General features: G+C 62.3%; 17 protein-coding genes and 4 tRNA genes. 19 read left to right on the top strand and 2 right to left on the bottom strand.

Annotated features, from left to right (window positions below):
* Nucleotides 1-566: 566 nt before the first annotated feature.
* From metG to HMPREF2779_RS07725, 3 genes are all read left to right on the top strand, one after another.
* The gene (gene metG / locus HMPREF2779_RS07715) at nucleotides 567-2,111 is read left to right on the top strand and encodes a methionine--tRNA ligase (protein ID WP_105361223.1); all 1,545 of its coding nucleotides are present in this window, start codon (nucleotides 567-569) and stop codon (nucleotides 2,109-2,111) included.
* Nucleotides 2,112-2,466: 355 nt separating this feature from the next.
* On the top strand, nucleotides 2,467-3,234 hold the full coding sequence (locus tag HMPREF2779_RS07720; RefSeq protein ID WP_005507396.1) for an ABC transporter ATP-binding protein: 768 nt from the start codon (nucleotides 2,467-2,469) through the stop codon (nucleotides 3,232-3,234).
* Nucleotides 3,235-3,237: 3 nt separating this feature from the next.
* On the top strand, nucleotides 3,238-5,994 hold the full coding sequence (locus HMPREF2779_RS07725; RefSeq protein WP_105361224.1) for an ABC transporter permease: 2,757 nt from the start codon (nucleotides 3,238-3,240) through the stop codon (nucleotides 5,992-5,994).
* Nucleotides 5,995-6,153: 159 nt separating this feature from the next.
* Here the strand turns inward: HMPREF2779_RS07725 and HMPREF2779_RS07730 are convergent, their stop codons facing one another.
* Both HMPREF2779_RS07730 and HMPREF2779_RS07735 read right to left on the bottom strand, forming a co-directional pair.
* Complete coding sequence (locus HMPREF2779_RS07730) at nucleotides 6,154-6,987, bottom strand: response regulator (protein ID WP_105361225.1); 834 nt, start codon at nucleotides 6,985-6,987, stop codon at nucleotides 6,154-6,156.
* A 41-nt stretch (nucleotides 6,988-7,028) separates the two neighbouring features.
* Complete coding sequence (locus tag HMPREF2779_RS07735) at nucleotides 7,029-8,444, bottom strand: sensor histidine kinase (RefSeq protein ID WP_199774572.1); 1,416 nt, start codon at nucleotides 8,442-8,444, stop codon at nucleotides 7,029-7,031.
* On the opposite strand from HMPREF2779_RS07735, the gene HMPREF2779_RS08985 reads away from it, so the two are divergent.
* The 16 genes from HMPREF2779_RS08985 to HMPREF2779_RS07810 all read left to right on the top strand — a co-directional run bounded on the left by HMPREF2779_RS08985 (nucleotide 8,443) and on the right by HMPREF2779_RS07810 (nucleotide 23,519).
* Complete coding sequence (locus HMPREF2779_RS08985) at nucleotides 8,443-8,763, top strand: hypothetical protein (RefSeq protein WP_199774573.1); 321 nt, start codon at nucleotides 8,443-8,445, stop codon at nucleotides 8,761-8,763. The two genes, HMPREF2779_RS07735 and HMPREF2779_RS08985, sit on opposite strands and share 2 nt — an antisense overlap.
* 353 nt (nucleotides 8,764-9,116) lie before the next feature.
* Nucleotides 9,117-10,172 carry a 3-isopropylmalate dehydrogenase gene (locus HMPREF2779_RS07740; RefSeq protein ID WP_105361226.1) on the top strand — a complete coding sequence of 352 codons (1,056 nt, stop codon included), beginning with the start codon at nucleotides 9,117-9,119 and terminating at the stop codon, nucleotides 10,170-10,172.
* Between the two features lie 354 nt (nucleotides 10,173-10,526).
* Nucleotides 10,527-11,624: a branched-chain amino acid aminotransferase gene (locus tag HMPREF2779_RS07745; protein WP_070686651.1), complete on the top strand. Its 1,098-nt coding sequence runs from the start codon at nucleotides 10,527-10,529 to the stop codon at nucleotides 11,622-11,624.
* 262 nt (nucleotides 11,625-11,886) lie between these two features.
* Nucleotides 11,887-12,639: a fumarylacetoacetate hydrolase family protein gene (locus HMPREF2779_RS07750; RefSeq protein WP_105361227.1), complete on the top strand. Its 753-nt coding sequence runs from the start codon at nucleotides 11,887-11,889 to the stop codon at nucleotides 12,637-12,639.
* Nucleotides 12,640-12,696: 57 nt separating this feature from the next.
* Nucleotides 12,697-14,208, top strand: a complete 1,512-nt coding sequence (gene gltX, locus HMPREF2779_RS07755; protein WP_070686649.1) for a glutamate--tRNA ligase — start codon at nucleotides 12,697-12,699, stop codon at nucleotides 14,206-14,208.
* Between the two features lie 2 nt (nucleotides 14,209-14,210).
* Nucleotides 14,211-14,639: a hypothetical protein gene (locus HMPREF2779_RS07760; protein WP_105361228.1), complete on the top strand. Its 429-nt coding sequence runs from the start codon at nucleotides 14,211-14,213 to the stop codon at nucleotides 14,637-14,639.
* A 343-nt stretch (nucleotides 14,640-14,982) separates the two neighbouring features.
* A tRNA-Gly gene (locus HMPREF2779_RS07765) sits at nucleotides 14,983-15,058 on the top strand.
* A gap of 560 nt (nucleotides 15,059-15,618) precedes the next feature.
* A tRNA-Gln gene (locus HMPREF2779_RS07770) sits at nucleotides 15,619-15,690 on the top strand.
* Between the two features lie 22 nt (nucleotides 15,691-15,712).
* Nucleotides 15,713-15,785: transfer RNA gene (locus HMPREF2779_RS07775), tRNA-Glu, on the top strand.
* Between the two features lie 575 nt (nucleotides 15,786-16,360).
* A tRNA-Val gene (locus tag HMPREF2779_RS07780) sits at nucleotides 16,361-16,435 on the top strand.
* Between the two features lie 109 nt (nucleotides 16,436-16,544).
* A complete protein-coding gene (locus tag HMPREF2779_RS07785) occupies nucleotides 16,545-17,393 on the top strand; it encodes a PD-(D/E)XK nuclease family protein (protein WP_070686676.1) in 849 nt (282 codons plus the stop codon).
* 371 nt (nucleotides 17,394-17,764) lie between these two features.
* A complete protein-coding gene (gene def, locus HMPREF2779_RS07790; protein WP_070686644.1) occupies nucleotides 17,765-18,370 on the top strand; it encodes a peptide deformylase in 606 nt (201 codons plus the stop codon).
* 6 nt (nucleotides 18,371-18,376) lie between these two features.
* On the top strand, nucleotides 18,377-19,345 hold the full coding sequence (fmt, locus tag HMPREF2779_RS07795) for a methionyl-tRNA formyltransferase (protein WP_070686642.1): 969 nt from the start codon (nucleotides 18,377-18,379) through the stop codon (nucleotides 19,343-19,345).
* Nucleotides 19,342-21,276: an RsmB/NOP family class I SAM-dependent RNA methyltransferase gene (locus tag HMPREF2779_RS07800; RefSeq protein WP_105361229.1), complete on the top strand. Its 1,935-nt coding sequence runs from the start codon at nucleotides 19,342-19,344 to the stop codon at nucleotides 21,274-21,276. Before fmt ends, HMPREF2779_RS07800 begins: the two co-directional genes overlap by 4 nt.
* Nucleotides 21,277-21,330: 54 nt before the next feature.
* On the top strand, nucleotides 21,331-22,032 hold the full coding sequence (gene rpe, locus HMPREF2779_RS07805; RefSeq protein WP_105361230.1) for a ribulose-phosphate 3-epimerase: 702 nt from the start codon (nucleotides 21,331-21,333) through the stop codon (nucleotides 22,030-22,032).
* Between the two features lie 413 nt (nucleotides 22,033-22,445).
* Nucleotides 22,446-23,519 carry an ABC transporter substrate-binding protein gene (locus HMPREF2779_RS07810; protein WP_070686636.1) on the top strand — a complete coding sequence of 358 codons (1,074 nt, stop codon included), beginning with the start codon at nucleotides 22,446-22,448 and terminating at the stop codon, nucleotides 23,517-23,519.
* Nucleotides 23,520-23,626: the final 107 nt, after the last annotated feature.

The following is a 23,626-nucleotide window of genomic DNA, read 5'->3' on the forward strand; positions in this document are numbered from 1 at the left end:
TCTTCGGAATCGGCGGGATTTTTGCGTTCCCTGAATTTTATAGATTTTGGCTTGAGGTATAGATATTCCCCTTGCTCCTACAGGGAACCCGTCCTCGCTTCGCTTCGGACACCCTGATGTCGCGACGGGGAATATCTATACCTCTGCGCATCTGTGGTTCAGGGGTTCGCGGAATCTCGCCGGTTCGTTGGGTTGCGTGGTGGTTCAGTATGTGCGCCCCGTGCCTAGCGAACTGGGGCGGGGGAGGCTGTCGCCTCTTGGTCTGTTGCCTGGTGGCTGGTGTTTTGCGTGTGGGGCGGGGGAGGCTGTCGCGGTTTAGCGTGTTGCATGGTGGCTGAATGTTTGGGCTGGTGCGCCGTGTTTTCCGGAAGCGCCCTCAGGGTGTCACACGGACGCTCTCCGCAGCGAAGCAAGGAGGGGGCGGAGCGTCCGGGTGACGGGTGCCCCTGCGTAGGCGCGGAGGAAACATGCGGCGTGCTAGCCTCCACCCACACGCAATGAGTCAGCGCGTATCAGACTATAACCAGGGTGAGAGTCGTACCTAATACTGCGGTAAACTGAAAGTTATGACTGCAACTCCGTTCTACATCACCACCGCCATCTCCTACCCCAATGGCAACCCGCACATCGGCCACGCCTACGAAACCATCGCAGCCGACGTGCTAGCCCGCTTCAAGCGCCTCGACGGATTCGACGTGCGCTTCATGACCGGCACCGACGAGCACGGCCAGAAGATGCAGACCACCGCCGAGAAGCTCGGTAAAACCGCCAAGGAACTCGCCGACGAGAACTCCGCACGTTTCAAAGCAATGAACGACGCGCTGAACATCAGCTACGACCGCTTCATCCGCACCACCGACCCCGACCACTACACCGCTTCCCAGGCCATCTGGAAGCGCATGGAAGAAAACGGCGACATCTACCTCGACAAGTACGCCGGCTGGTACTCCGTCCGCGACGAAGCCTACTACGCAGAAGACGAAACCGAAGTCCGCGACGGCCAGCGCTACGCCATCACCACCGGCACCGAAGTCGAATGGACCGAAGAAGAATCCTACTTCTTCCGCCTCTCCAAGTACGGCGACAAGCTCCTCGAACTCTACGCCAACGAAGGCTACGTCTACCCCGAATCCCGCCGCAACGAACTCATCTCCTTCGTCAAGGGCGGCCTCAACGACCTGTCCATCTCCCGCACCACCTTCGACTGGGGCGTACCCGTACCCGGCAACGACAAGCACGTCATGTACGTGTGGGTCGACGCCCTCACCAACTACCTGACCGGCCTCGGCTACCCCGACACCGACAACGAACTGTTCACCAAGTACTGGCCCGCCGACCTGCACCTCATCGGTAAGGACATCACCCGATTCCACTCCATCTACTGGCCCGCATTCCTGTGGTCTGCCGGAATCGAACTGCCCAAGCGCGTCTTCGGCCACGGCTTCCTGCTCGTCAACGGCGAGAAGATGTCCAAGTCCGTCGGTAACGTTGTCGACCCCGCAAACCTCGTCGACGCATTCGGCCTGGACGCGGTCCGCTTCTTCCTCATGCGTGAAGTGTCCTTCGGCCAGGACGGCTCCTACTCCGAAGAGTCCATCATCAACCGCATCAACTCCGACCTGGCAAACAACCTCGGCAACCTCGCCCAGCGTTCCCTGTCCATGGTCGCCAAGAACTGCGGCGGTGCCGTCCCCACCCACGGCGAATTCACCGAAGCCGACCGCAAGATCCTCGACCAGGCGGCAGCCCTCTACGCGCCCGTCCGTGCAGACTTCGACGAGCAGGCATTCCACCGCGCTTTGGAACGCATCTGGACCGTCCTCGCAGACACCAACGCCTACTTCGCAGAACAGGAACCCTGGACCCTGCGCAAGAATGGCGAACTCGACCGCATGAACACCGTGCTGTACGTAACCCTCGAGGTCGTACGCCAGGTCGCTCTGCTGCTGCAGCCCGTCATGCCCGACGCAACCGCCAAGCTGCTGACCCTGCTCGGCGTACCCGAAGGCGACGCACGCCAGTTCGCAGCCCTCGGCACCGCACTCGTGCCCGGCACCGAACTGCCCGCACCCGCACCGGTGTTCCCCCGCTACGAAGCGCCCAAGGCATAACAGCTGCTTCTGACATAGCGTGAGAAAGCCCCCGGCTTCCCCACCCAGATGGGGGGAGGAGCCGGGGGCTTTTCGCATACATATATATGTGTTGGCGCGAGGCGGCGAAGCGAGGCAGAGATACTGGATAGGGGTGCGGGCGAGAGCGCGGGTGAGAACGCCGGTTGAGCCGCCACTCATCCTTAAGGATGATGCCAGTACCCCGCCCAGCCCGCCTCAGGCTCATTTCAGCCCGTGGAATGAGTGGGGAACTCCCGCATCCGCAGGTCAAGACCCGGTGAACACCCGCCAAAATCAACCTGGAGGATGAGAAAAACCCTGTAGTCAGCGCCATGCTGCGTGAAATAATTGAACTATGACTACGACAACTCCTCACGCACAGACGGCACAGGTCGCCGTCTCCGCACGAAACCTTTCCAAAACCTACGGCATGGGTGAAGCAACCGTCCACGCCCTCAACAACGTCTCCGTCGACTTTGAGCAGGGCAAGTTCACCGCCATTATGGGCCCCTCCGGCTCGGGTAAGTCCACGCTGATGCAGACCATCGCAACCCTGGACACCCCCGACCCGAACCCGGCAACCTCCATCCGTATTGGCGGTACCGAGCTCTTCGGTCTGAAGGACAACGCCCTCACCGAATTCCGCCGCGAACACATTGGCTTCATCTTCCAGGCGTTCAACCTGGTGCCCACCCTCACCGCGGGCCAGAATATTGACCTGCCGCTGGGCCTTGCCGGTAAGAAGCCGGACCCGCAGTGGCGCGATTACCTGGTTAAGACCCTCGGCCTGGAAACCCGCCTCGACCACCGCCCCGAACAGCTCTCCGGCGGTCAGCAGCAGCGCGTCGCCATCGTGCGCGCCCTGCTCGCACGCCCCGAAGTGGTCTTCGCCGACGAACCGACCGGTAACCTCGACTCCAACTCCGGCGCCGAGGTGCTGCGCCTGCTGCGTGCCGCCGCAACCGACCACGCACAGACCATCCTCATGGTCACCCACGACGCAAACGCCGCCTCCTACGCAGACCGCGTGGTCTTCATCAAGGACGGCATGGTCGCCGGCGAAATGATCGAACCCACCTACGACGCCGTCCTCGGCGCAATGGCACAGCTGGAAGGTCGATAAGCCGTGGCAACCACACTAAACACGGTGGCGCGCTCCAATCTGCGCGCCTCAAAAGGAAAATACATCCTCACGGGCATAGGCATCGCGATCTCATCCTTCTTCATCGCCGCCATTATGATGCTCACCAACTCGCTGCAGGCGACCGTCAACTCCTCCGTAGGTGACGTGCTCTCCCGCGCCGAGGCGGTCGTCGCCTCCGCCGCTACCACCTACGACGGTAAAGACAGCACCGCCATCTACCTGACTCGTGACCAGATTCAGAAGGCGGAGCAGAGCGACCTGCTCTCCGGCTACTGGGTGCAGTACGCCGTCACGGGTTCGATCGGTACCGGCGACCAGAAAGCTCCCGTGCAGTATAACCAGCTGCCCGCCGACTCTAGCCTCTTCCCGTACAAGGTGCAGGGTAAAATCCCCAGTAGCAACCACGAAATCATGGTCTCTACCTACTTCGCGAAGAAGCACAACCTCTCGCTGAACGGCAAGGTCACCAGCACCGACGTTGTAGAATCCGTCAGCGCCCCCGGTACTGACAAGACCTCCGAATACACCGTCGTCGGTCTGTTCGACCCCGGTTTTGAAGGCTCCACCACCAACCAGGCTGTCTTCATTGGCGGCACCAGCCTCGGCGAAGCCACCCTGAAAGCAGCCGAGACAGAAAACAAGAACTCCGCGGCAGGCTACCGGAGCATGGCTGGCGCGAACCTCATCTACCTCAAGTTCAAAGACGGCGTAACCGACGCCAAGCTCAAGAGCCTGCAGGATTCCCTCAGCAGCGGTGACACCAAGAACGACCCGCGCGTCATGACCGGTCAGAAGCTGCTGGAAGACTACCAGAAGAGTATCTCTACGGTCTTCACTTCCATTAGCGTGGTCCTGGGTGCCTTCGCAGCACTGGCTCTGTTGGTTTCCTCGTTCGTCATCTCTAACACCTTCGCGGTGCTGGTTGGCCAGCGCATTCGTGAACTGGCTCTGCTGCGTACCCTCGGCGCCCGCGGCGGCTCTCTCGTACGGATGCTACTCATCGAATCCATTACCGTGGGTGTGGTGTTCTCCCTCATCGGTGCACTGCTGACCTTCCCGGTTGGCGCGCTGGTTGGTGCGAACCTGACCACCATCATGATTTCGTACTCGATTACCCCGATCCTGGTGAGTGTGCTCCTCTGCACCATCGTGACGGTTCTGGCGTCGCTCTCCCCGGCACGAAGCGCCCTGCGCATCTCGCCCATTAGCGCAATGAGCGAACACACCAACCGCGAAGTCAGCAAGCCCGGCAAGATCGGTCCGATTATCGGTGCCCTCTTCGCCATCGGCGGCGTGGTCGCTGTTGTGGCTGCACTCGATAAGGCAACCAGCGTGGAGCGTGACGGTAACTCCGCGATCTTCCTCGGCATGCTCGCCGCACTGCTGCTCGGTATTGCGGTCTTCCTCATCACCCCGCTGGTGCTGCCCCCGCTGGTACGCGCCCTCGGCGCGGTCACCCGCACCCAGACCGGTAAGCTTGCGCTCGCCAACGCACTGCGTTCGCCCAAGCGAACCGTCTCCACCGGCCGCGCTGTGCTCGTCGGCACCCTGGTTGTGTCGATTGTACTGACCGGCTACACGGTTCTGAGCGCATCGTTCGTCAAGGCTCTTGACCAGCAGTACCCGATTTCTGCGCAGGCGAACTACAGCTCGTACGACCAGTCTGAGGCTGCCTCCACGGTGACCAAGGCGGAGGATATCGCCTCCAAGGTCAAGGGTATTAAGAACGTTCAGGCATCCGCTGTTGGTTACGCAGCCGGTGTGGTTGACTACACCGTCGAGTACGAGGGCCAGACCGCCAACCAGAATTCCGATTTGGTGGCGCTAAGCTCCTCTGATTTGCATGCAATCCTGCCCGACGAAAACTCGAACCTTGCTGACGACACCGTGCTCGTGCCGCAGGGGTTCTGGAAGGCTGCTGGATTGAATGAGTCCAGCCGTCTGAAGGCGCGCGGCCCGCTAGGCGAAGTGGAACTCAAGCCCGTCAAGTCCGCAACCAAACAGAACCTGCTGATTGTCAACCCTGCCACCGCCGCCAAGCTACAGGATGCCAAGAACCCGCAGGTAGTTGCCAACCCCGCCGCTGAGGAAGCTCAGAAGCGCCTGGAAGAAGCAATCGCGAGCGGTGACCAGGAAGCTCAGACAAAGGCAGCACACCTGACCGTCACCAGCCAGGCACGCGGTAACAACACCGTCATTCTGGTGCGCGCCGCCTCCCCTCTGACCAGCAGTGAAAGCTCAACTCTGCAGACTGCACTGAACCGAATCAGCCCGGACAACTCATTCAACGGTGGCCTGCAGGAGCGCCAGACGTTCGACCAGCTGCTGACCGTCATGCTGACCTTCACCCTGGTGATGCTCATGCTTGCAGTGGTTATCTCCATCATTGGTGTGGCGAACACTATGACCCTGTCGGTCAACGAACGCCGCCGCGAGAACGCGATGCTCCGCTCGCTGGGTCTGTCCCGCAAGCAGCTACGCCGCATGATTTCCATTGAGGCGATTCTGATTACGCTCGCCGCAGTGGTGCTCGGCATGGTTTCCGGTGCGGTCATCGGCACGGTCTCCGCGAAGATTGTGATGGCTGCCGTGAGCTCCAGCGCCCCGCTCGTGCTTGACCTGCCGTACGTCTGGTACGTGGTCATCCTCATTGTGGGTGTGCTCGCCGCGATGCTCGCTTCGGCTCTGCCTGCGGCTCGTTCCGCTCGCATGTCCCCGGTTGAGGGTATGCGCGGCTAACCAGCTGTACCTGGCATAGTCACAGTACCCGGCGAACCCGGATACTCGGCGTGAGAAAGCCCCGGAGGGTGCCTCGATTAGGAGGCGCCCGCCGGGGCTTCACTGTGTCCTCTAGCTTGCCGTGCTCTCTAGTCTACCGTGTCCTTATATAAGGGAGCGCTAGTGGGCGATACCCGCCTCATACGCCATAATGACCGCCTGCACACGGTCACGCGCCCCCAACTTCGCCAACACATGCGACACATGCGTCTTCACCGTCGCCTCCGAAAGCACCAGCTCCCGCGTAATCTCCGCATTCGACAAACCACGCGCAATCAAACCCAGCACCTCAAACTCACGCGGCGACAACTGCTCAATCAACTCACGATGCGGATAATCCTGCACAGGCTCAAAGCTTGCATGCTCAGCCGGAATGAACGTTGCCTTAGGAAGCTCAGAACCAGCAGCCGGGGGAATAGCAGGAACAGACTCAGCGGTAGGAACAACAGGAGCGGGGGAGTCCAGCACCGGAATCATCTGCTCCAACAGGCGGCGAGTCGCAGACGGCGCAATCACCGCATCGCCGCGGTGCACCGTACGAATCGCCTCCAGCAGCTGCTCCGGCGGAGTGTCCTTCAACAAGAAACCGCTCGCACCCGCACGCACCGCCGAATACACGTACTCATCAATATCGAAAGTCGTGAGCATGATAATGCGCACCCGCTCATCCTCGGAAACTTCACGCTCGCCGTCACGCTCCAGAATACGGCGCGCCGCCTCCAGGCCGTCGCAGTGCGGCATGCGCACATCCATGAGGATGACCTGCGGCGCCTGCCCCTCAGAGACCATGCGGTCAAAAACGTCAATGGCCGCCAGGCCGTCATCAGCTTCCATGACGACCTGCAGGTCCGGCTGGGAGTTGACGAGCATGCTCAAGCCGCCGCGCACTAGGCGCTGGTCGTCAACGAGCATCACGCGGATTGGCTGAGTGGTCTGTGGTGCAGAAGAGTACATAGTTTCAATCCTAGATCATGAGGTAGTAAAGGGCACGGGTATTAGAGGTCGCGGTAGGGCAGCGCCGCCTCAACGAGCCAGCTACCGTCGGGTTGCAGACCGTAGGTGAGGGCGCCGTGGTAGAGGGCGATGCGCTCGCTCATGCCGCGCAGACCGTTACCGCTACCGGGCACCGGGCTGGTGGTGCGCTGATTCGAGGCTGAGGTCGAGGCAGGGGAAACAGCGGAAACCGGGTCGTTCTGAACCCGCAACTGCAGACCGTCCTTACCCCAGTGAATGGTGATGGTGGTTGCCGCGCCGGGGGAGTGCTTGAGCGCGTTGGTGAGTGCCTCCTGCACGGTGCGGTACGCTGCCAGCTCGGCACCTTGCGGTAGGGTGCGCGTCATGGTGCCGGTGATTCCGGTGAAGGTGACGGGTAGCCCGGCGCGGCGGCTCAGCTCCACGAGGGCGGGTATATCGCTGAGGGTGGGCACGGGGGCGTAGGTGGTTGCCTCGTCCGTGCGGAGCAGCCCGAGGAGGGAACGCATCTGGGTGAGGGAGTCGCGTGCCGTGTCTGCGATGAGTTCGAGTGTCTGCTCGGCAATATCCGGTTCGCTCTGCTGCTGAGCCTGACCCGACTGCTCTGCCTGCTGGGCGCGTGCACTCGCGGCGGCGTAGCGTGCCCCGTCCGCCTGGGAAATAATGCTGGAGAGCGAGTGCGCCACAATATCGTGCATTTCACGGGCGATGCGAGTGCGTTCGTCCTGCGCGGCGAGGCGGCGTTCCTGTTCCTGCTCGTATTCGAGGCGGCGGGCGCGTTCTTTGAACTCTTCGCTGCGCAGTTCGCGCATGCGGCGGGAGTCGCCGAGGAACCAGAAGACGGTGAAGATGGATCCGCAGAGCACGCCGAGCATCAGGGAGATGAAGATGCGGGCGGGTATGTCGTCCCAGCGATAGAGGAACGAGAGCGAGGACTGCACGGTGACGGCGAGTGCGCCGAACCAGCCGAGAATGAGGCCGCGGAAGCGGGCGCGGCGGGTCCAGTGCCTGCCGATATGGTAGGCGGCGAGGCTGACGGGCGGGTAGCAGGTGATGGCGAGTGAGTCGGGGAAGGGGGTCACGAGGGTGAGGCAGAGCGCCGCGATGATCACGTAGATGCTGCCGTAGGGGAAGCGGTAGCGGAAGTACAGCGCGGTGGTGCTGCAGAGTGTGGAGATGACCGGGATCCAGCCGTAGCCGTTGATGAAGGCAACGGAGAGTACGCAGCAGAAGAACTGCATGTGCGCGACGACGATGAAGTTCATCCAGCCGCGTTTGTCTCTGAGGTAGTTTTGCATGCGGCTGGAGGCGCTGATTGCGTCGGCGGGTAGGTCGCTGTTTTCTGAGCTGCGGCGGGTATGCGTTACGGCGTAGCTGGGTTCGGCTGTTGCTGTGCTGTGCTGTGGGTTCTGCTGGGGTTTTGCGTGCTTGTGGGGCATGGTTCTAGTTTATCGGGGTAGTGTAGCTTACCTATCGTCCGAGCCCGGCGTTGACAGCACGGCGATTTGGCAGACCCGCCCCGCAGCCGGTGGTAAGGACTACGGTAACCGCGGCGTCGGTGGCGAAGGTGGCGAGCAGCCCCTGCTGTGCAGCAAGGCTAACGTCTACGGTGTTCTGCGCTTCACCAGCAGAGCAACTAGGAACTCTTCAGCTCCTCCACCGCTGGCGACAAGGGTGGCTCCGGCTTCGCATAGTTCGGTGGCGGCGGTGGCGCTGGTGGCTCCTACGTGGCTCCCGGTGTTTCCGGCGGTACCATAGAGTCCGCAGGCAACGCTCCGACCGCTCGTGGCGCACGTGGCAACGGCTACGTCAAGGTCTCCCTCTGCAAGCGCACCGCGTAATTGCATAGACCTTTAGAGCTCTCACGCTGAGTGAGAACTCATAACGATATTTCCCGGCTGATTTATTCAACCGGGGAATATTGTTTTAACCGGTAGGAGCTGAACACCACAGAATCCAAGACCCCAGAAGCCAGTGGGCGCCGAGTCGACCAGAAGGGTAGGGAAGTGGCATGGCAGGAGCTACAGCTAGTCAGACGGGGGTTAGCCCAGAGTCTGAGACCTCGCCCGCACACTCTACCGCCCACCCGCGGCGCGTATTACGGTAGAGGCATGACTGAAGCACGTAGCATCGACCTCGCCGTCATCCCCGGCGACGGCATCGGCCCCGAAATCATTACCGAAGCCCAGCGCATCCTCACCCGCGCCTGCGAGCTCGAAAACATCACAGTAACCCCCACCCACTACAAGCTCGGCGCCGAGCACTGGCTGGAAACCGGTGAAACCCTGCCCGACTCCACCAAGGACGCCCTCAAACAGCACGACGCGATCCTCTTCGGCGCGATCGGTGCAGACCCGCGTAGTGGCAAGATTCCCTCCGGCCTCATCGAACGCGAAATGCTCCTGAAGCTGCGCTTCGCCTTCGACCACTACATCAACCTGCGCCCCTCCCGCCTGTACCCCGGCGCAGTCTCCCCGCTTGCCAACCCCGGCAACATCGACTTCGTCGTCGTGCGTGAAGGCACCGAAGGCCCCTACATCGGCAACGGCGGCGTCATCCGCGGTGGTACCGTCCACGAAATCGCCACCGAAGTCTCCCTCAACACCGCACACGGTGTGGAGCGCCTGGTACGCTACGCCTTCGAACTGGCATCCACCCGCCGCAAGAAGGTCACCCTCGTGCACAAGACCAACGTGCTCACCCACGCCGGTCGCCTCTACAACCGCTACTTCGCCGAAATCGCGGCTGAATTCCCCGAGGTTGAGACCGACTACCTGCACATTGACGCGACCACCATCTTCATGGTCACCGACCCTGCACGCTTCGACGTGATCGTCACCGACAACCTCTTCGGCGACATCATCACCGACCTCGCCGGTGCAGTGACCGGCGGTATCGGCTACGCGGCAAGTGGCAACATCAATGCCGTCGGCGAGTTCCCCTCCATGTTCGAGCCCGTACACGGCTCCGCACCGGACATCGCCCGCCAGAACAAGGCAAACCCCACCGCCGCAATCCTCGCTGGCGCAATGCTGCTACGCCACCTCGGCCACGACGCCGCCGCAGCCCGCATTGAGGATGCTGTCGAGGCAGATATGCGCGAGAACGGCGCGAGCGTGCGCGGAACCGATCAGGTCGGCGCGGACGTGCTCGCACGCCTCGCTTAATACTTGCCCGGCTAAAACTTGCTCGGCTAAAACGTGAACTACGCTAGTGAAGCCCGGAAGGAACACACCTTCCGGGCTTCACCTGTTCACATCCTGAATGGGAGAAAAGGTGCGCATGCGGCAAACGCATCTTTCCGGTACTCTAAACAGGTCAGGCACACCCGCCCGGCACCTCGGCGGTGGACACCATCCACCACTAGCTTTGATGCATCCAACTAGCACAGACCGCTAGATGCACCATCTGCCCCGCACGACAACGCGCCCGGCGGCACACACCGGTCCCTCGCCCCGCCGCGAGAACCGCCACTCAAAGAACGCCCATAGAGGCAACTAGACGAAGAGGAACGCAGAACGATGGCAACCGAATTCAGCCACGAAGCAAACCAGTCACCCGCCACCGCCGAACGCCGCGCCGAAATCCTCGCAAACCCCGGCTTCGGCGACTACTTCAGCGACCACATGGTCACCATCGACTGGGAGGGCGACTACAAGACCGGCGGCACCTGGTACGACGCACGAGTGCACCCCTACGGCCCGCTGACCCTCGACCCGGCCTCCGCTGTCTTCCACTACGGCCAGGAAATCTTCGAAGGCGTCAAGGGCTACCGCCACGCAGACGGCTCCGTGTGGACCTTCCGTCCCGAAAAGAACGCAGAACGCTTCGCACGCTCCGCACACCGCCTCTCCCTGCCCGAACTGCCCGCAGAACTGTTCATCGAATCCCTGCGCGAACTCGTCAAGGCAGACGAAGCATGGGTACCCACCGGCGATGGTGAAGCCTTCTACTTCCGCCCCTTCATGATTGCAACCGAGGCGTACCTCGGCGTTCGCCCCGCAAAGCACGTGCAGTACCACGTCATCGGCTCGCCCGCAGGTAACTACTTCGGCACCCCCGAACCCGTAGACATCTGGCTCTCCACCACCTACGCCCGCGCAGGCGAAGGCGGCACCGGCGCGGCAAAGTGCGGCGGTAACTACGCGGCATCCATGATCGCTCAGACCGAAGGCGAAAAGCACGGCTGCAAGCAGGTCATCTTCAAGGACCCGCACCGCGGCGACGCCATCGAAGAACTCGGCGGCATGAACGTATTCTTCGTCTTCGGCAAGGAAAACAAGATCGTCACCCCCGAACTGACCGGCACCATCCTTGAAGGTGTGACCCGCTCCTCGCTGATTCAGCTCGCCAAGGACCGCGGCATGACCGTCGAAGAGCGCGCAATCACCCTCACCGAATGGCGTGAAGGCGTGGCAAACGGCGACATCACCGAAATCTTCGCTTGCGGCACCGCAGCAGTGGTCGCCCCCATCGGCAAGCTCAAGGCAGAAGACTTCGAAATCCCGGCACCCACCGAGCACTTCGGCGAAATCTCCAAGAGCCTGCGCGAAGAGCTCGTCGGCATTCAGACCGGCGTAGTTGAAGACCGCCACGGCTGGCTGACCCGCCTCATCTAAACGTTCAACATAACGTAACCCGCGAAATCCCCGCAGGATGCCCCACCCGACCCCGCACGTCGCGCGGTGAGCAACCCGCGGGGATTCGCTGTGCCCGGTCAATGCTGTGCTGGGTAAATGGCGTGCCCGGCGAATAGTGCGCGCGGCGTTGATAGCGTGAGGACAGGGGAGGGGAGGGGCGCCCCGCCGCCGCCCCTCGATAAAGCCCTTGCTAAAACTTATCCCGCCGCCCCCGCCCTCGAAGGCTGGTACCCTAGAAAGTATGCGTATTGCACGATTTACCGTAAATAATGAGCTCCACTTCGGGCTGGTAGAAGGCGGCGCAGGCGAAGAAACCCTGCGCGTACTCGCCGGCGACCCCTTCTACTCGGGCATCGAACCGACCGGCACCACCTACCCCATCGACCAGGTGCGCCTGCTCGCCCCGATCATCCCCCGCTCCAAGGTGATTGGAGCGATCGCAAACTGGGCAGGAACCGAGGCGCCCGCCTCCCCGCAGTTCTTCCTCAAGCCCAACACCACCGTCATTGGCCCCGGCGACCCCGTGACCCTGCCCGAGTACTCCGAAGCCGTCAGCGCAGAGGGTGAACTCGCCGTCGTTATCGGTCGTATCGCCAAGTCCGTGCCTCTTGAGCGCGTGCACGAGGTCATCTTCGGCTACACCGTGGCAAACGACCTCACCGCCCGCGACCTGCTCGAAGACCGCCAGTGGACCCGCGCTAAGGGCTTCGACGGCTCCACCCCGCTCGGCCCCTGGATCGAAACCGACCTGGACACCGACTCGCTGAACATCACCACCTGGGTTGACGGCGACGTCGTGCAGGAAGGCAACACCTCCGAAATGCACTACTCCGTAGCCGAACAGGTTGCCGCAGCCTCCGAAATCTTCACCCTGTTGCCCGGCGACGTACTGCTCACCGGCACCCCCGCCGGCATCAGCGTACTGCGCGACGGCAACGAAGTAGAGGTCGAAGTCGAAGGTATCGGCTCCCTCGTCACCCGTGTGCGCGACTAAACAGCCCGCACCCAAAAACGTAACGTACATCCTGAAACACACCGTCAAGGAGACATCATGACCGAATACCACGGTCCCGTACTCAACAGCCCCGCAGACACCCGCGTCCGCTTCTGCCCCTCGCCCACCGGCACCCCGCACGTGGGTATGGTCCGCACCGCCCTCTTCAACTGGGCGTACGCACGCCACACCGGCGGCAAGCTGATCTTCCGCATCGAAGACACCGACGCAGCACGCGACTCCGAAGAGTCGTTCAACCAGGTGCTCGAATCCCTGCACTGGCTCGGCATCAACTGGGACGAAGGCGTCGGCGTCGGCGGCCCCCACGAGCCCTACCGCCAGTCCGAGCGTAAGACCGCAGGCATCTACAACGAGATCTTCGAAAAGCTCGTTGAAGGCGGCTACGTGTACGAAGACTTCTCCACCCCCGACGAGGTGAAGGAACGCCGCAAGGCAGCCGGTCAGGACCCGCAACTCGGCTACGACAACTACGACCGCAACCTCACCGAAGAGCAGAAGGAAGCCTACCGCGCCGAGGGCCGTAAGCCCGTGTGGCGCCTGCGCATGCCCGACGAAGACATCACCTTCAACGACCTCGTTCGCGGTGAAATCACCTTCAAGGCCGGTACCGTGCCCGACTACGTGGTCGTCCGCTCCAACGGCGACCCGCTGTACACCTTCGTGAACCCCGTCGACGACGCACTCATGGGCATCACCCACGTGCTGCGCGGCGAAGACCTGCTCTCCTCCACCCCGCGCCAGATCGCGCTCTACCGCGCACTCATCGACACCGGCGTGACCAGCTTCATCCCCGAATTCGGCCACCTGCCCTATGTCATGGGCCAGGGCAATAAGAAGCTCTCCAAGCGCGACCCCGAGTCGAACCTCTTCCTGCTGCGCGACTCCGGCTTCATCAAGGAAGGCCTGCTGAACTACCTGTCCCTGCTGGGCTGGTCCCTCTCCGCAGACCAGGACGTCTTCAGCATCGACGAGCTCGTCGAGCACTTCGACGTACACGACGTTGTCGCCAACCCCGCACGCTTCGACGTGAAGAAGGCAGAGTCCATCAACGGCGACCACATCCGTGCGCTCGACCCCAAGGACTTCCGCGACCGCCTCATCCCGTACCTGCAGGCTGCAGGCGTACTCGGCGAAACCCTCACCGAGCGCCAGGAGCAGGTCCTCACCGAAGCTGCACCCCTCGTCCAGGAGCGTATGCAGCTGCTCGGCGAAGCACCCGGCCTGCTCGCATTCCTCTTCAAGGCTGACGAAGAAATCAGCACCGCAGACGACGCACGCAAGCAGCTCAAGGAATCCGCACCGCAGGTCCTCGCCGCCGCAATCGAGGCTCTGGAGCCCCTCGAGGACTTCACCGCCGCCAACATTGAGGCAGCCCTGCGCGCCGCAATCGTCGACGGCCTGGAAATCAAGCCGCGCCTCGCATTCGGCCCCGTGCGTATCGCAGTGTCCGGTGAGCGCATCTCCCCGCCCTTGTTCGAATCCATGGAAATCCTGGGCAAGGAATCCTCCCTCGCACGCCTGCGCAAGCTTGCCGCTGAACTGAGCTAACCATGAGCCAGCCGAATAACCAATCCATCATTGGCAAGGCGCTGCTCAAGGGCACCCTCATGGCGCTCACCAACGCCTGCATTATCTGGCTGTTCGCCTACATTGCAGGCTTTGACCGCTCCGTATGGATGGTCGTCATCATTATTGCCGGTGCGGCGCTCGCCTACGTGACCGCGTTCCTGGAGGCACGCGCCATGCAGAACGCGGCTCGCGGTGGCGACGTGAGCACCTCGTCGTCTGTCGTGGACTCTTCTGACTCTTCGGACGAAGAAGAGGAAGAAGACGACTTCGTGGACCCGGGCCCCGACCCGGACGCGGGCGACTTCGACGCCGGAAGCTCCAGCAGTTCGGACTACAGCAGCTACAGCAGCTCCGACTACTCTGGCGGCGGTGATTCCGGTGGAGGCGACTCCGGCGGTAGTAGCGACTAAGCTCTAGCCGCTTTCGGTGCTGCCTGGCGCGCTCGCAGGCATCTGCGGCGCGTGCTGTGAGAGCCCGGCGAGAACCCACGTTTAAGAGAATCCCCTTATCCAGCGGGAATCAGACGACCGAAAGGTCTGAAAGAAACCCGACGGATAAGGGGATTTTTCATAAATTTGAGAATATTTTTTGTGATGGATGTTTCCTGTAAAACTACTAGTCAGTATGTTTTGTTGGGGTGAATATGGCTCCATTTTGGGGAGTATGGCAAGAATTTAGTTTGTGCACCCCGGCAAAGGCTCGTATAGTAGTACCTGTTGTTGCGACGAACTGAAAAGTTCAAAGCAAAAACATGCGGTTGTAGCTCAGTTGGTAGAGCACCACCTTGCCAAGGTGGATGTCGCGAGTTCAAGTCTCGTCAACCGCTCCACTGAAGCCCAGAGGTTCGCCTCGGGGCTTTTTGTTGTCTCTGGGTTTTGCTGTCTCAGGGTTTTTACTGTCTCCGGGAGGTTTGGTTTTTGGAGATGTGGGGCGCGGGGGCCCCGCGATCTTTTCCGAGGTGGTTGCTTGGGTGGTCTGGCTGTCAGGCTATCTGACTACCTGGCTACCTCTGACTACCTGGCTACCTGGGTGCTGGCTGCCGGGCTATCTGACGACCTGACTGTCCGGTCATCTGGCTATCGGGAGGCAATACAGGAAAAATCTTCAAAAAAATTTGGGGCTCAAAGCGTGCGGGGGAGGGGGGTAAAACTACTCTCCAAGTCCCCTCGGAGCTGCTTTGGAGGGTGAAAATCGGCTCCAAAACCCTCTTTTTGAAGAAATTTAAAAAACTTTTTAACCCCAAAACCCCCGGAAACACACGGAAGTAGCGGGCATAAAACCGTGAATGTGAGGCGGCTCTCCAGATTTCGGCTTGCACGCCTCCAGAAAGGCCCGTATAGTTATTACTCGTTCCGGTGAAAAGCCGAAAGGCGAAAAACGGAACGGTAATGGGATATGGTGTAATTGGCAACACGAAGGTTTCTGGTTCCTTTGTTCTAGGTTCGAGTCCTGGTATCCCAGCTAACCTCCTAACGGAGGTTGCGGCCCCATCGTATAGCGGCCTAGTACTCCGCCCTCTCACGGCGGCAACACCGGTTCAAATCCGGTTGGGGTCACACTAGGAAAAAAGCCTGGTTTCTTCGGAAGCCAGGCTTTTTTGTTTATATCTGTATCTGTCGGAAGACATTTTAGATTCTATGGTGCCGCCGTGAGCCTCTCACGGCGCCGCTCCTTACGTCGCGGCACTCCGGGGCATGATGGAATCCCTCGCGCGCTCGGCATCATGCCCCTCCGTCACCGTTACAAACCGGTTGGGGTCACCACTAGGAAATAAACCCTCAGTCTTCTGACTGGGGGTTTATTTGTTTATCTGGTGAAACTGGTTTTAGATTCGGTCATGACTTAGCGACTTCAGCCATGGTTAAAAGCTATCCCTCAAGACGCTACCCCAGCCCCACAGTCCGTAACTCATGACCAGAGTCCATAAGTCATTACTGAACCTGCAGCCACCTCAATAGGAGGAAGCAGCGCATGAGCAGAGAAGAAGAATCTCCTCGAAAAGCCACAAGTGTTTCGAGAAGCCACCATTATGGTGGCTTTTCGAAACACAAGTGGCTTCTCGGCGGAAAAGAAAAAAGGCGAGCGCAAAATTTGACCTTCATCCCAAGCCTCGGTATAGTCTTATCCGTAAGCGTGATTGGCGCAGTGGTAGCGCGCTTCGTTCACACCGAAGAGGTCACTGGTTCGAACCCAGTATCACGCACCAAATAACCCCCGTTTCAAGGAACGGGGGTTTTATTATGCCCACCGGTATTTGTGCCCACACGCAGTACAAACCCAGCGGCGGACACAACCACCCGAGAATGAGGTACCCCGTGACAACACCCGAACTCGCCGCAGCCACCGACTACGGACGCATGTACGCGCGCGTCCGCGGAGGAGAGCCCCTCGTCCCCTCCATCACCACCGTCATCGGGCAGCACGCCAACGACCTCAGCGGCTGGCACGGGTACATGGCCGCCAAAGCCGCCCTCGAAGACCAGCGCGCCTACCGCGCCACCGGATCCCACGGCCTCAAATTCGCCATCATCCGCGACGCAGCCAGCGCCTCCGAACGATACCGCGACGCAGCCGCCGCCCGAGGCGACCGCGTCCACAACTACGCCGAAGCCGTCGCCCTACGCGCCATGGGACGCGAACACAACCTCGACGAAAGCCGCGAACAGCTCATCATCAACGGCGAACAAGCCTACGCCGACCGCTTCGACGAATGGTGGGAAGCCTTCAAACCCCGCCCCCTCGCCGCCGAAGTCACCATCTGGAACGACACCGTCGGCTACGCGGGCACCCTCGACCTCGTCGCAGAAATCGCGGGCCGAACCTGCATCATCGACTACAAAACCAAAGGCACCGACAAACGCGGCCGCGTCAAAGCACTCGACGAAAAAGTCGTCATGCAGCTCGTTGCCGGACTCAAAGCCGAAGAATCCATCGTCGACCCCGACGAAGGCACCTGGGAACCCTGGAAATACGGCGACGCGCCCGTCCTCATGGGCGTGGCACTCGGCGAAACGCAGGTGCTGCCGCAGCAGGCAAACCCCGCCGTGCTCGAACGCAACTGGTACAAGTTCTGCGCTCTGCGCCGCGTCTGGGAATTCGACCGCCAGGTCCAAGAATTTGAAGACCCCGCGCTCATGCCCGTAGTACCCCCGCCTACGGTGTAGACCAGCACCGCCGCCCGCCGATTAGAAGACTTGGCGGTATAGGGGAGTAGCGGGCATAGGGGAGAGGCAACAAAAGCCCTGCGGAGGTGAGCGGGGGGGGGAGATGAGTGTGGGGAGGTGAGGCTCAGCCCTCACCCTGCCGCCTCCACCCCCAGCGCCTCGATTTGTTCTAGATTCGCGCTACCGAATCGGCGACAATAGAACAATAGACAGATCGGCGCACCTGCTGTGAAGAATGCGCCCGCTGTGAAGAACCCGCTACTGAGAAAACCGCCAGCGCAGTTTCACCCGCGAGGTTCTATCGGTGCAGTTCTGCCACCATATTGAAATCCGTAAGCACATTCCCGGCACCCCGCCGGCAAAGGAGGACCATGACCATCCTGAGCATCCGCACCGTAGGCGACCCGGTGCTGCGCAGCGTCTGCGACCCCATCACCGTCTTCGACGACGACCTGGCACGACTCATCGACGACATGCTAGAAACCATGTACGACGTGGGCGGCGTGGGCCTTGCCGGCCCGCAGGTTGGCATCTCCAAGCAGATCTTCACCTTCGGCGGTATTGACGACCGCGAAGGCTACATCATCAACCCCGTGCTCGAAGTCGGCGAAGAAGACCAGGAAGGCGGCGAAGGCTGCCTGTCCGTGCCCGGTCAGAAGTCCGTAACCCCGCGCAAGAACTGGGCGCGCGTGACCGGCGTGGACCGCCACGGCGAACCCCTCGTGCTGGAGGGTGAGGGCCTGTTCGCGCGTATGCTGCAGCACGAAACCGATCACCTGCACGGCAAGCTGTTCATCGACCGCCTCGTGGGTGAAGACCGCCAGCGCGTGATGCGTGCCCTGCGCGCCGCAGACTACAACGCCGTCGCCGCGAAGACCGTGACCGAGCGTGCAACCCGCGTGGGCGGCGCCTTCGGCGGCGGCGGTGCGTTCGGTGCCGGTTCTGCTGGTTCCTCCTTCGGTAGCTTCGGAAAGTAGGCTCACATGCTCAACATTATTTACGCAGGCACCCCCGACGTTGCCGTGCCCCCGCTCGACTACCTGGCGAACTCCGATAAGGTGCGCGTGGTCGGCGTGCTCACCCGCGAAGACGCCCCCGTGGGCCGCAAGCGCGTGCTCACCCCCTCCCCGGTTGCACAGCGCGCCGAAGAGATCGGCCTGCCCATCGTGAAGGCAAACCGCTGGAACGACGAAGCCGCCGCAGCCATCGCAGAACTGAACGCTGACGCAGCCGCCGTGGTCGCCTACGGCGCCCTGCTGCCGCTGTCCGCGCTCGAATCCCTGCGCTACGGCTGGGTCAACCTGCACTTCTCCAAGCTGCCCGCATGGCGCGGCGCCGCCCCCGTGCAGCGCGCCCTCATCGCCGGTGAGCAGGAAATTTTCTCCACCACCTTCCTGCTCGAAGAAGGCCTGGACACCGGCCCCACCTTCGAACAGGAATCCACCCCCGTAGCCGCCGACGATACCGCAGGCACCGTGCTGATGCGCCTCGCCACCAGCGGCGGCGCACTGCTTGAACGCACCTTCGAACGCCTCGAAGCGGGCGAGAACGGCACCGTACAGGTCGAGGACGAATCGGTCAGCTACGCCTCCAAGATGAGCATTGCCGACGGCCGCCTCACCTGGACCGAACCCGCCGAACAGATCCTGGCACGCTTCCGCGGCGTCACCCCCGAACCTGGCGCATGGTGCGAACTGGGCGAAAACCGCTTCAAGATCGGTGGCCTGGCGGTCGCCGACGAGCGCCTGGTGCAGTCCCTGACCGAGGCGAACGGCGGCCCCCTCGCACCCGGTGCGGTGCGTCTACACGCAAAGAAGGTACTGGTCGGCACCGGTACCGAACCCCTGATGCTGCTGCAGGTTCAGCCTGCCGGTAAGAAAATGATGGATGCGCCCGCGTGGGCTCGCGGCGCTGGCAAGGACATGGCGGAAGGTCTGGTGGTACTCGCATGAGCAACGAAAAGCGCCCCTACAAGGGAGGACACGGCAAGCCCGGCAACGGTAAGTTCAGCCAGGGTAGCGGTCAGGGTGAGGGCGGTGCGAAGCGTAAGCGCCGCCGCCGCTCCGGCACTGGCAGCGGCTCCGGCTCTGGTGTGAGTGATCAGAACCGCCAGCAGTCCCAGAACCAGCGTTCCCAGGGCCAGCGCTCTCAGGGCCGCCCGCAGAAGTGGGATGACAACTCCCGCCCCGAATCGCGCACCGGCCGCCGCTTTGACGGCCTGACCAGTGTGGAGCGCGCCGAACGCCGTGCCAAGACCGCGCACGAGGACACCAAACGCGGTGGCGGCGGCACCTCCCAGCGCAATAAGAGCGGCCACGAACGCAACCGCCGCTCCATGTCCACCCGTGAATTCTCCGCGGCGGCCCCCTCCGCACGCTCGCGCACCGCAGACACCGCACGCGCAACCGTCTTCGACGTACTGCGCTCCGTGGCGGAATCTGACGCCTACGCGAACCTCGTGCTGCCCAAGGCAATTCGTAGCCACCGCCTCGACCACCGCGACGCAGGCTTCGCCACCGAGCTGACCTACGGCACGCTACGCCACCAGGGGACCTACGACGCAATCCTCAGCCGCTGCGTAGACCGCCCCATCGAGAAGGTCGGCACCACTACCCTGATCGTGTTGCGCATGGGCGTGCACCAGCTGCTGAACATGCGCGTTCCCGCCCACGCGGCACTGAACCAGAGCGTGTCCCTGGCGCGCGAAAAAATCGGTGCGGGCCCTGCAAACTTCATCAACGCGGTGTTGCGCCGCGTCTCCGAGCGCACCCCCGAAGAGTGGTACGAACTCATCATCGAGGACGCGAAGGACGACACCGAGCGCATAGCGCTGCTCGCCTCGCACCCCGGCTGGATTGTGCGTTCCATGCGCCAGGCACTCGTCGCGCACGGCCGCCCCGCCTCCGAAATTGAGCAGCTACTCGAAGCGGACAACCTCGCCCCCGTGGTGAACCTGGTTGCGCTGCCCGGCCTGGGTAGCCTCGACGAGGCACGCGAACAGGGTGCCGTCGACGGCGAGCTGGTTGAAGGTTCGGCGCTGTACGCCTCCGGCGACTTGGCGCGCCTGGAATCCGTACGTGAAGGCACCGTCCGCGCGCAGGATGCCGGCTCCCAGCTGGTGGCACGCGCGCTCGCCGCAGCACCCCTGGACGGCACCGACACCGCATGGCTCGACCTGTGCGCAGGCCCCGGCGGTAAGGCGGCGCTCCTCGGCGCGCTCGGTATTCAGCGCGGCGCATCCCTGGTCGCCAACGAGGCGGCACCGCACCGCGCGCAGCTCGTGGAATCCTCCATGCGCCCCCTGCCCGAGGACAGCTACACGGTACTCACCGGCGACGGCCGCCAGATCCGCGAGACCCTGCGCAAGAACGTCTCCGACCTGCCCGGATCCATTGAGCCCGGTCAGCTTTTCGACCGTGTGATGGTGGATGTGCCCTGCTCCGGTCTGGGTGCCCTGCGCCGCCGCCCCGAGGCGCGTTGGCGCAAGTCCCCGCGCGATATTGCAGAGTTGCTGCCCCTGCAGCGTCAGCTCCTGGACGCAGCCATTGAGGCGACCCGCCCCGGCGGTGTCATCGCCTACGTGACCTGCTCCCCGCACGCGGCAGAAACCCAGAACATTGTTGCCGAGGTGCTCGAAAGCGGCGCGGTCAGCCTGCTCGACTCCGCCGCCGCACTGCGTGAAGTCGCCCTGCACGCCGAAGGCGCGAACGGCGAACCCGTGAGCGTGCTGGCGGGGGAGAAGGACCCCGGCCACACCCCCGAGATCAAGGTCAAGAAGGGTGCGCCGGTCGTTAATGCTTCGGAGAACCCGACCACCGCGCAGCTGTGGCCGCACGTGCACGGAACCGACGCCATGTTCCTCGCCCTGCTGCGTAAGAACTAGCAGCTTCACTGCCTAGCATCACTGGCCATACGGCACGGATTTGAAAGGAACCCCATGGGTATTGCCATTAACCCGTCGATTCTCTCGGCGGATTTCGCGAACCTGCAGCGCGAGCTGGAGCGCATTTCCACCGCAGACGCCGCGCATATTGACGTGATGGACAACCACTTCGTCCCCAACCTCACCTGGGGCCCGCCGGTGGTCAAGCGTCTGCGCGAAATCTCCCCGGTGCCGTTCGACGTGCACCTGATGATTGAGGACGCCGACCGTTGGGCACCCGAATACGCCAGCATGGGCTGCGAGTCGGTGACCTTCCACGCGGAGGCGGCTATCGCCCCCATCAAGCTGGCGCGCACCCTACGTGCTGAGGGCGCGAAGGCGGGTATGGCGCTGCGCCCGGCAACCGCCGTGGAACCCTACCTGGACATGCTCAGCGAACTGGACATGCTGCTGATCATGACCGTGGAACCCGGCTTCGGCGGCCAGGCGTTCCTGGACGTGACCCTGCCGAAGATTGCCCGAGCCGCCAAGGCGATTGAGGGTGCGAACCTGCCGGTGACCGTGCAGGTGGACGGCGGCATCACCGAAGAGACCATCCTGCGTGCCGCGGAGGCGGGCGCAACCTGCTTCGTTGCCGGCAGCTCGGTCTACGGTGTGGATGAGGCGCTCGGCGGCCCGGAGGCGGCCATCGCCTCCCTGCGTGCGGCGGCCGCCTCGGTCAAGCGTGCCGGTTCTGGTTGCGGTTGCGGCCACTAGCGGTGTGCGCGGGGAATGATGTACTCCTGTAACGGTGCCCCTGCGTTTTGAATCCGGCGCCCTGATTCGGCGCCCTGATTTGGTGCCCGCATCTATAATCCCGCACCCATAAAACCTCATACGCCCCGTTGCGAAGACTGCGCCCCGTCGCGGTTCTTCGCGGCGGGGCGTTTTGCGTGCCCTGATTTCTTACCCACCGTGGATTTATGGTGGGGCAACAGTGGGGGAGAGGCACCCATTTAAGCGACATAGTGTCAGCAAGACTATGACAAAGAGTGAAATATGTTAACCCGCGGAATTCCGCGGCAAAACCGGGCATCCTGGCGGTCAGAGAATGCAAACTGAGCACGCCTTGATGTAGCACTCAGATATCTGTAAGGTTAGGTATAGTTTAGTCATTTATAGGGGGAACTATGTCTTTCAACCGAACCGAGCTGACCGACACCGAAAACCACGGCGCATCGGGCGTTAACCGCCGCGCCTTCTTTGGCCTGGCGCTCGCCTCCTCGGCAGCTCTCGCCCTCGCAGCATGCAGCAGCGAGACCACCACGACCACCACTTCCGGCGGTTCCACCTCCGGAGGCAACAGCGGCACCCGCACCATCAAGGACATTGATGAGGAGAACGTAGAAGTTCCCGCCAACCCGCAGAAGGTTATCGTCCTCTCTGAGCCCACCCTCGACGGCCTGCTCGCCCTCGGCGTGACCCCCGTCGGTTCCGTCTCCGGCCGCGGCCAGTCCGGCGTGCCCAACTACCTCGCCGACCGCGCCAAGGACGTCAAGATTATCGGCACTGTCGCGCAGGTCAACTACGAGCAGATCGGCAACCTCGAGCCCGACCTGATTCTCGTCGACTCCACCGGCGTGGACAAGCGCTCCGACGCCTACGAAACCCTCAAGAAGATCGCTCCCGTCGTCTACTGCGGCTACGCGGGCGGCGACTGGCGCATCAACTTCCGCAACGTCGCCAACGCCATGAACATGGTCGACAAGGGCGAAGAAGTCATCAAGGCATACGAGTCAAACGCCGCTACGCTGAAGGACCAGCTCGCCCCCAAGTACGGCGACAAGACCTTCTCCATCGTCCGTTGGGCAGGCAACGGCCCCGCCCTGATCCTCAAGGAACTGCCCGCCGGCCAGGTGCTCAACGACCTGGGCCTCAAGCGCCCCGAGTCGCAGGACCGCAACGGCCAGGGCCACTCCGAGCCCGTCTCCCTGGAGAACCTGGCAACCATCGACGCGGACTACATGTTCCTCGGCACCCTCGGCGGCGCAAGCCAGCAGAACCCGAACGCGCAGGGCTCCGCGGGTCTGCAGGGCGCCGAAGAAGCACTGAATAAGGCGAAGGAAACCTCCGGCTTCACCAACCTGAAGGCAGTCAAGGACGACCACGTGATTCTCGTGGACGGCTCCAAGTGGACCTCCACCGGTGGCCCGCTGCTGCTCAACGGCATTATCGAGGACGTCAAGAAGGCGCTTCCGCTCTAAACGCCCCACGCTAAATACCCTGTGAAGCAATCACCCGCTGAAGCTTCCGCCACCCTTCCCGCCGCGACCTAAAAACCGCGGCGGGAAGGGGATGCACGACCCACCAC

Origin of the sequence: Rothia sp. HMSC069C03, from assembly GCF_001811075.1 — a bacterium.
In the GTDB taxonomy this organism is placed as follows: domain Bacteria; phylum Actinomycetota; class Actinomycetes; order Actinomycetales; family Micrococcaceae; genus Rothia; species Rothia mucilaginosa.